At 55.9% G+C, this 4,717-nt stretch carries 3 protein-coding genes and 2 pseudogenes; all 5 read right to left on the reverse strand.

The window, feature by feature from the left end:
- Positions 1-679 (reverse strand): NHL repeat-containing protein (locus tag RMO15_RS05085; protein ID WP_309708692.1); only part of this gene is annotated, 679 nt, incomplete at its 3' end.
- 170 nt (positions 680-849) lie between these two features.
- Positions 850-930 (reverse strand): annotated as a pseudogene (locus RMO15_RS33175) (PEP-CTERM sorting domain-containing protein); the annotation flags it as partial.
- 67 nt (positions 931-997) lie between these two features.
- Positions 998-1,771, reverse strand: coding sequence for a hypothetical protein (locus tag RMO15_RS05090; RefSeq protein WP_309708695.1), 774 nt, complete (start codon positions 1,769-1,771; stop codon positions 998-1,000).
- A gap of 162 nt (positions 1,772-1,933) precedes the next feature.
- A complete protein-coding gene (locus RMO15_RS05095; protein ID WP_309708698.1) occupies positions 1,934-4,213 on the reverse strand; it encodes a BTAD domain-containing putative transcriptional regulator in 2,280 nt (759 codons plus the stop codon).
- Positions 4,214-4,320: 107 nt separating this feature from the next.
- A pseudogene (locus RMO15_RS05100) lies at positions 4,321-4,717 on the reverse strand (peptidase); the annotation flags it as partial.

A 4,717-nucleotide genomic window follows, 5' to 3' on the forward strand; every position in this document is an offset into this window, starting at 1 on the left:
TGGGACCGCTCAGGTTTGTGCTGATGCTACTCAGGAAGCCCCCCGCCGGGTTAAAGATGCTGACTGTGTTGGTGTTAAAATTCGCAACATGGAGGTTTCCTGCGGAGGAAAAGGCCATACCTGTAGGGCCGTTCAGATTTGTGTTAATGCTGCCCAGGAAGCCCCCCGCCGGGTTAAAGATGCTGACAGTGTTGTTGCCCTGATTACCGACGTAGATGTTTCCGCTGGAGTTAATCGCTAGGCCCACGGGACTGGCCAAGTTTGTGTTAATGCTACTCAGGAAGACGCCCGCTGGGTTGAAGATGCTGACAGTGTTGTTGCCATTATTCGAAACGTAAAGGTTTCCGGCGGAATTAAACGCGAGGCCATAGCCAACGTTAATATTTGTGTTAATGCTACCCAGGAAAGCATTTGCAGAGCTGAAGATGCTGATACTGTTGTTACCAAGATTCGAGACATAGAGGTTTCCGGCAGAGTTGAAGACCAAGGTACTGGGGAGGTTCAGGTTTGTAGTAATGCTACCTTTGAGTGTGCCTGTCGGACTGAAGATGCGGACGGCATTGTCGTTAATACTTGACACGTAGAGATCTTGTGCCTTAGCCCCCTTTGGTAGCGCAGCGATGCCAAGAAGCACCATTGTGGCAAGTGCGGTGAGAGACGCAGTACGAGTTGTTTTCATGTTTATTTCTTTCTTCGTCGCCCCGATGAAACGGGGCGTCTTGTTATCGTTTCGCAGCACGAGAGCCACCCGCAGCCAGCGGTTCGTGTTTCTATCGTGATGCGAGTAGGGCAAGGATTTACCCACATTCAGGGAAGAGAGTGCCGTGCAGATCGAAGGCAATGGGCATCTTACGCCCCCTGCTTACGTCCACGGCGCCGCACCAGCACCAGCGTCCCCCCCAGAGCAAGCAGCCCCAATGTCCCCGGCTCCGGGGCGCTGGAAGAGGCAGCCGGCCCGAAGGTAAGATTAAAGGATTGAGTAACCCCAGTGGCATAGTTAGCGTGGCCTGTATCCCCCCGCCGAGGTGAACTTCACAATCCTACTCCCAGTGTAGTCTGCAACATAGAGTTCGTCCTGGAAGAACGTTAAGCCTGTCGGATACCCTCCACCAACACCACTCAGGCTTCCAAACGCACTGAAGGAGCCCCCTCCCAGAGGAACTTTAAGGATCCCACTACCATCTGCGGGTTGTGTGACATAGAGATTGCCTGCGGGATCAAAAGTCATAGCACGAGCCTGACCTAAGCCTGACGCGTATGTGCTGACCACTCCTCCGGGCGTAACCTTACTGACAGTACCGAATTGAGCAGATGAGACATAGAGATCATTTCCCAAGAAAGCCAATCCTTGATTACTTCCAAAACCACTAGCAAAAACACTGGTAACGCCAAGGGGCGTCGTCTTCATCACGTTACCATTATTGGCCGCCGTGTAGGCGTTACCCGATGCATCAAATGCTAGGGCGAAAACGTTTCCCAGCCCAGTAGCCAAGGCGGGACTAATGACGCCGCCTGTAATATTGTGAAGCCTACCATTCCAAGTTGCGACGTAGAGGTCGGTACCAGAAAAGGCCAAACCTGACGCACCAGCCAAATCAGGTCCGCTAGCAAAGACTGAGCTGCCTCCCAGGTTGTCAACCGCAGTGACCTTATTACCGACATCAAGGAAATTCGAGACATAGAGAACTTGTGCCTTGACGTTTGTGGCAGTGAGTACAGCCCCGGCGAGGAGCGTGAGAGTGAGGAGTTTTCGAGCGAGAAACAGTTTCATAGCTTGCTATCTTTCTGACATTGAAATCCGAGGTTGCGGCGGGGCAGTCTTGGCCACGCGTCTCACCATAGTCATGGTGCGATAGCTTGCGTAAGATTTGCGTAAATTTATCGTTCATTTTGCCGAACGGTAAAAATACTTGCTGGTGGAGAGCAAAAAGGCTCAGGGATGGAAGGCGACGACTTGCAGAGCGCTGGTTTCTTTACTGATATAGTGCTGCTTGCCAACCACAACGACCGTACCGTCTACCAGAGACGTCATCGCATCGGGGACATCACACCAGTCTACACCCGAGCGGAAGCGCTGCTGATTCTCAAAGTCACCCTCGGGGCTGAGGTGAGTTGCGATAATCGTACTCTGTGCCTGTAGGGTGTACTGCGGCTGGGTCGAAAGTAGGCCCGTGAGTATCACAGCGCCCACGGGATCGGTGAGCACTTGTTTCACTGCAAAACTGCGGTCAGGTGCCACAGCATTTAAGGGCTTGCGCCAGAGGGTGTTCCCCTTCTCATCGTATTGTTCGACGAGAGTTTCGACACTTCCATTCACCTGAGTAAAAGAAACCGCCACCGTTAAGCGCCGGTGATTGGCAGAAAGAGAGGCACTCTCGAAGTGGAGATCGCGCTGGGTAAAGGTGCTCCAGTGTACCCCGAGTGGTTCTCCGTTCGTGGAGAACTTTGCCATGCCTAGCCCGATGCCCACAGGTGGTTTTCCGGTTCCCGTCCCCACCACAGCGAGCGTGCCGAAGCGATCTACAAAGAGTGCTTCCGCCTGATCCTCGCCCTGCCCAAGGCCATCAACCGTCCGTTTCCAACGCAGTGCACCTGTCGGTGAGTAGCTCATCACAAGCCAGTCGTTGCCCGTGGCGAGCTTGCGCTGGACCGTCCCACAAAAGTAGACATTACCCGCCTCATCTGCCACGAGCGCACAAAAAACCGCTTGGGGCACCTCAGGTGTCACCGCCAGGGTCTTTGCCCAGAGTCGCTGCCCTCTGCCATCAAGATGGAGGATCAGAGGCGAGTGACGCTCACCCTCCAGAGCAGTTCCTCCGACATACACCCCCTCCTGTACATCCAGGACAATTCGGACGTGCTCACCCTTATTTTCAGTTCGTTCCCTCGAAAGAAACTCCCAGAGCCGCTCGCCCTGAGCGCTGTATTTCAGCACCACCAGCCGCCAGCCCTCGGGTCGTCCGGGTACTTCCGGCAAGTAGGACTCTCCAGCAACAAAGAAGCTACCGTCACGGCCTGTCACCACCGAAAATGCCCGGTCACAGTCGTGGCCAGGGCTATCGTAGGTATCCCGCCAGAGCAGCTTTCCCTCGGGGGAGAACCCTAGTGTCAGGATATTCACATCCTGTTTCTCCGTCTCGATCAGCCCTGTCACACAGAGTGTTCCGTTCGGGATCAGCGCCACTGCCTTTGCTTCGGAGTTCGCCTTCTCACCCAGCGCGGGTAGATCCCGATAGAGCCAGCGGATTTTTGCGGGCTGAATCGCCGCTAGGCTCTCCGATTTTTTTGCCCCAAGTCGAACCGTCCCCCAAAGCGCAAGGAGGCAAACAATCAGGGCAAGCGACGCCCCTACCCTAGCTGCGAAACGGTGTAGGCGAGGCGGAGCCTTATTTGGAACGGATAAGAGCACAGGCTCCACGACGACGGACGATATTGAGGAAGAAGATTCGGGGAGGTTGGTAGCTTGGTTCGGCTCCGGTGCCTCCTGTATCAGACTAAGCGCAAGCTCACGTAGGTGCGGCGCGGGGGCCTGACCGAGTGCACTCTGCCACACCTTCTCCATTTTCTGGTACTGTCGCCAGACAGAATTAGGGTGCTTCATGAGGCGATAAAACCGCATCAGCTCGGTATGGATTTCCTCGTCTAGGGGATCACGGGTACCCAGACGATTCAGCAACAAAATGGCTTCATCATACTTGCCCGCGCGCTCGTACAGACCCACAAGCTGGTGGATCGCTTTATCAAAGAGTTGCGCCACCGCACGCCGCTCCACCGCGCCTAGCTCATCGCAGCTCTCCAGCAAGTCGCCGCGAAAGAGAGAAACCATCTCGGCGAGTGCAGGCTCAGCACTCTCTGGGAAAGTTTGACTGCGCTCCCAAGCACTCTGGAACCGACTGACATCCGTCGCGACACCCTTAACCCGCACTCCGACGCTGGTGCGGGTGCTGATCAGAAGGCCGCCCTCTTCAGCACTGCCACAAAGCCGTCGCAGCACCATCAGCTCCTGACGCAGTCGCGTTTGCTTGCTTTTCAGCTCCAGCGACGGCCACAGTGCCTCCGCGAGCAACTCACGCGAGTATGCCAGCCCCGGTTCTAAGCACAGATAGCCGAAAAGTGCGGCGGATTTTCGTCCTGGAAACGTGACCGTCTCACCTGAGGGCGTGATCACCTCCAGCGCTCCCAGTAGATTCACTCGGTACATCGTGTGCGGCACAGCGCACAGTGTACCCGACGAAACCATCCGCTCACAGGATGCGACTTTAACCTAGAGTTTAGCGATGAAGCCCTCGAAGACTAAACCCTTCCGGCACAGAGTTGGTTTTACCTGCTCTGTGCCGCTCTTGCGGGGCCTAGATAGAGGCTATTGAAGAGAAACTTGAAGGTGCCGTGGGGCTGAGCGCGGTTTGCGACCTCGGGGCCAAGCAGGAAAAGCGAGCCTCGTCCGACACTTGCCTCCGCAATCGTGGTTCCGCCTTTCAGGTAGTCTTGTCCCCACGCCCACCCGGAGCGCAGCGGCTCCGCCGAGTCGAACCAGGCGATGGGCTTGACCATAGAAGTGGAGTCGGTGAGCGCGAAGACCGGGGAGTTATCAAAGGCGACATCCACCTGCGCGGGAACTCCATGGGCGAGCGGCTGCGTGTTGTCCACCGCCACCCGCAAAACCGAGCCAGGCACATAGAACTTTGCCTGCTCCAGCGGCTTCTGAGTCCCCTTCTCT

Source organism: Armatimonas sp. (genome assembly GCF_031410135.1).
Lineage (GTDB): Bacteria > Armatimonadota > Armatimonadia > Armatimonadales > Armatimonadaceae > Armatimonas.

What these genes read in the sequence shown, in the direction of transcription:
- RMO15_RS05090 (WP_309708695.1), bottom strand. Translation starts at nt 1,771, where the DNA reads ATGAAACTGTTTCTCGCTCGAAAACTCCTCACTCTCACGCTCCTCGCC.